This is a genomic window from Flavobacterium sp., assembly GCF_036405015.1.
Classification (GTDB): Bacteria; Bacteroidota; Bacteroidia; order Flavobacteriales; family Flavobacteriaceae; genus Flavobacterium.
In genome coordinates, this window is the sequence record NZ_DASWYK010000020.1 from 1 (window position 1) to 4872 (window position 4872).

Annotated in this window: 2 protein-coding genes; both read right to left on the bottom strand. The window is 31.7% G+C overall.

The features are described 5' to 3' along the window. Positions 1-639: 639 nt before the first annotated feature. The gene (locus VGE71_RS02055) at positions 640-4368 is read right to left on the bottom strand and encodes a DUF3857 domain-containing protein (protein WP_331136808.1); all 3729 of its coding nucleotides are present in this window, start codon (positions 4366-4368) and stop codon (positions 640-642) included. A gap of 157 nt (positions 4369-4525) precedes the next feature. Beyond that, positions 4526-4872, bottom strand: a 347-nt coding sequence (locus tag VGE71_RS02060; RefSeq protein ID WP_331136809.1) for an AraC family transcriptional regulator, incomplete at its 5' end; no start/stop codon positions are given.

Genomic DNA, 4872 nt, shown 5'->3' on the forward strand with positions numbered 1-4872 from the left:
AAACCAAAACAAAAGTGACCTGTTCGGTTTCCCCATATTTCAAAAATTTTAAGTATTTAATCTGGCACACTCCATCCCGGCAGAGGCTCTATCTGCGGCCACCATATTTTAATTAAATAAAACCAATAATAAAATGTATTATTCTGGTTTTATTTAAAAATTTCAGATTAGGTTAAAATTTCTAAATCATACATAATTTCATAAGATCTTCTAAAAATTGATTCGATTCCAATATGTCTTTGAGTACTAAATTTAAGTAAAACCGCCTCCAGTTGCTTTGGAGGCGGTTTTTTGTTACCTAATTTATTGTTAGGCAATTTTTTATTTACTTATAAAAAAAACGCTTCTGGCATCTATTAGGCGTGGTTTTTTGGGTTTTAATTATCTCAATATGGTTTTGGGTTAAATATTTTTTAAGATATGTTTCCTAATGAAATCAACCGAAATACAAAATAACCTATCATGTTAGATCGTACGGTTATCAAAGAAAGGCATATTAGCCAGGCTTATTTAGGTGTCACCATCGGGCGGAAAACTTTAGTTTACTATGCTGACTGAATATGAAATTCGACTTCATTTTTAAAAGAGCTCATTCATGTTTAATAAATGAGCTCTTTGATTGATAGCTGCATATTAATACTACTTAAAGGCAAGTTGTTGTTTATCTGATTCAGCTATTTTTTTAAATAAAGTATGAAATTCTTCTACTTTGTCTTTATCTACAAAGTCTTTCTTTAAAACAAAATCCCTATTAATAATTATTTTATTGTTAACTGATTTACTGCTTAAAGAGTATCTGAAATATTCGTTATCTATAAGCAGTGGTTTTACTGGTTCAATCAACTTTTTTCCTAATGGAAGCTCTAAATTGATTTGTTCGTCATTCTTGTCAACAAAAAATAATTGAGTTAAGTCTATACCGAAATTACGGGGTGCTGTAATTGTTAAATTGGCAGGGTCAATAGAAGCCGACCAAGGCAATGAGAAGATAGACATCCCTGCAACAGGTTTACAGATATTTAAAATTGAATAATTACAGGTCGTACTTAATGTGTCTGATAGCGCACTTTTTGGGTCTAAATTAACAAAGCTTAAAGAGGTAACCTCGTTTTCTGGAAATTGACTAGAGAGTTGTTCTTTCATTTTTTTCATTTGATCTTTAGCAGAAAGATTGTTGAAATCATTCCTTAAATAACTTGTCGCAGATCCGGTATCGAAATTTGTACTGCTTATAGCCATATTATTGTCATTGATCTTGATAGAAGTTTGATAAGACATGTGATTGATTCCGCGATTTGGGGGATTCAATTTAGTTAATGAATTTGTGGTGTTATTGATATTTAGAATAGGAGAGTTTAAATCGCTATTATAAAATGTACCAAAAGGCAACGAGCTGGTAGTAAGCTCTAAATAATAATCTTTTCCCTTAATATTTGCTTTTGCAATGCAATGGTTAAAATCAATGCCAGGCAACAACAAGGTATTCTGTCCATTGTCGCGAGTTTTAACTAATACCAGTTCTGCATCAATGCCTACTTCCTTACACATCGATACGAATAGCGTAGAAACATCTTTGCAATCGCCAATACGAGTATTAATTACCGTAGCTGGGTTTTGAGGTACAATACCACTTTGTCTGAAAGAAACAGAGCTATATGCGATATTTTGAGTGATATATTTATATATTTTTTTGACTTTTTCTAAATCATCCAACTTTGTGCCAGCAAATAACTGATTAGTTACTGATTTAATTTCATAGCTGCTTCTTGCTTTAGCAGTTGCAATATTGTTATACCAATCTGAAACAAATTTCCAATCTGGAATTGTTGAGATGTAAAGCATATTGGTCACATCGTCTTGCGGAGGCATTTTATCTTCATATCGTAAAGCAATTTGGTTTTTTGCCTGCCAAACATACTTGTCAAATTCATCAACACTTGTTTTTTGGGCTTCAATTGGCGATTCAGAAAATTTGTAACTGAATTTTTTATTCTTGTTAATCAATAAAGAATATTTAGTGTTCACGTAAGAATTACCATGAGTAAAATAAAACGAATCCCAAAAATGAGAAGCTAAACTTCCCAGGTTGAAGTTTTGCAATTTATACCTGATGTTAATTACATCTCCAACTTCTAAATTTGTAAAAACCAAACTGTTATCGTTTTTTTCTGCTGGTGTTTTAACGCCATTCGGTTTTATTATTTCGGCAACTTCAATGCTTAAAGACTGGTCGCCATCGTAAGGAATGTCATATTCTTTTAAACTTTCTAATCCTTTTTGGGTAAGTACTTTTGTGATGTAAAAATGTTTCTCTTCTGAGCCTCCGTTCTCATAAACCACGGTTTGTACTTCCTGGTCTAATATTACAAGGTGGTCGTCAGGGTATTCTTTTAAATCAGGTGCGTTTTTAACTAATTGTGAAACGTCTGGTTGCTCAAAGTATTCAAATATATTTTTCTTATTGTTTAATTTTCTGAGGTGCTCGATAGCAGAATAATTATTTGGATTTATACTTAGGCATTTTTTATAATTTTCCTCAGCTTTTACTTTTTCTTTCTTTGTCTCGTATATCAAACCCAATGTGTTATAGTAAGAACTGATATTAGGTGCTAGGTTAATGGTTTTAAGCATGTACTCCTCAGCTTTATCATATTTTTGGATAGTATAATATTGATTGGCTAATTCATTATATATTCCGGTTGATATTGGTTTGTTTTTGATCTCTTGTAAATAGATATCTATGCCACTTTTAAAATCAGATTTATCAAAATAAATTCCGGCTAAAAACTTCGCATATTCATAAGAGTCATTTTCAGCTACGTATTTTTTGACTACGTTTATTGCTTGAGAATTTTTCTTTACTTCTTTCTCAATTACGTATTTTAAATGCATAAAAGTCTTATTGTCCGGCCATTTTTTATATGCTTTTTCGGCAAGCTCAATTATCTTGTCTTGATTTTTCCGTTGGCTAGCCAAATTAATTTTCTTAGCTATCACATCTTCAGACTCACCAATTTTTTGCACTATCTTGTTAAGAATTTCTTCTGCTTTATCATAATTATCTTGGTTATAATAATCATAGTATTTTAGGTTTAACCCAATTAAACCTTCTGGGTCAATAGTCTTAATGTTTTCTTGTATTGTGTTTACCCCCGTTTTGTTATCTTCTTTTGAGTGTAGGTCAATTAGCATCGAATTTAAATAAGTGCTTTCAGGGTATTTACTTTTCAAGTTTTCCAGTATATTTCTGGCTTCGAAAATAATATCATCTCTTAAATATGATTTGGCCAATAAAATTTGGCTTAAAACATCTGTCGAATCTTTTTTGATGGCATTTTTAAAGTAGTTGTAAACTTCTGGAGTAATTCTTTCCGATTTGAAATTATTTTCTTTTTGATATGGATTATATTCCGCAACACTTGTTAGGTTAGGTATTGTTTGACCTTTATTGTCAGTTAACCGTATTAAAAAATTCGAATTATTTGCGTAGCTCTCACCAATTTGAACTAAAATTCTATTATAACCAGCATTAAGTTTTGCCGAAACAATGTAAGCATCAATATCATTATTCCTTTCTTCTGCCTCGGTAAGAATTAGTTGGTCATTAACCCAAACTTTTACCGATCCAGAAACTCCAATACGTAATTGGCCAATAATTTCTTTAGGAGCGTTTACAAAGGTTTGTGAAAACATTATCGCCTGGTAAGGGTCATCGTAATAAGTAAAATCAAACCATTTACTATTTTTAGTAAAGGGCACTTTTCGCCAGCCAAATTGCAAATCACCTTTGCCTGTAAAACGAGCATCGTCTTGCGGTTTACTTAATACATCATAATCCTTGTCAAATCCACTAGTTGATATATTTTCAAATCTACTGGTGATTTCCCAGTTATCTAGAGATCCAATTTGTGAGTATGCTTTATCAGCTTCTGCTATTTTTTTTGAGCTTTCATAATGTTTGCCAATTGCAGAATAAGCCATTGCATTTAGAGATCCATCAAAATTTTTATTTTCGGCTATTTGGTTAGTTATTTCAAGACTGCTAGCACTAAGTTTTGTGTAACTGTTATGAATAGAAGGACTCCTCCAAAGAGCATAAATATAAGGCGCTTGATTTTTAGATAGCAAATAGAACTTGTTAAAATAATCAAAAGCCGCATCGGTAGAATATTCAAGTTCAGAAATTAAACTTAAACCTAAATAGGCGTTTTCAGCAGTTTCTGGTTTTAAAGCAAGTTCTTTGAAAACTTTCTTTGCAGTTTCAGTATCGTTTTTAAAGAAACTTTGCCAAGCAATTGTTTGATTCTGAGCGTTGGAAGAGAAGTAAATTAAAAACGAAAGCGAGATTAAACAAATAGATTTCTTCATATCTCAATAATAAATATTTTTTTATACTCTTTATTGAAAAATATTTAAATAAAAGGTAATGACGTTCCCTTTAAGTATTCGAGGTTCCCGCTGAACGGTACAACTCCTCTCTCAGTATTTGAAGGAGTTTTTTGTTGTAATTTCATTTAATCGGGTTTTAGGGAATGACCTCTTTAACTGGGTTTTCTTTATATTGCAATGGCGTACATTGATAATATTTCTTAAATATCCTGCTGAAATAATTTGGATCGCTATAACCGCAATAATAAGCTACTTCGCCTATTGGTAAATCATTCTCTAACATAATAACTGCTTTCTTTAAGCGGTATTCATTCAATATTTCGGTAGCGCTTTTGTTCAATAGCTTTTTAAGGTTAAGGTGCAGTAAAGTTCTGCTCATGTTTAAGTCTTTTGCAATATCTTCGGTAGTTATTTTAGGGTTGGCAAAATGTTTCTCAAGCGCAATACTTAAATTAGATAAAAATTCTTGGTCTTTATTATTTC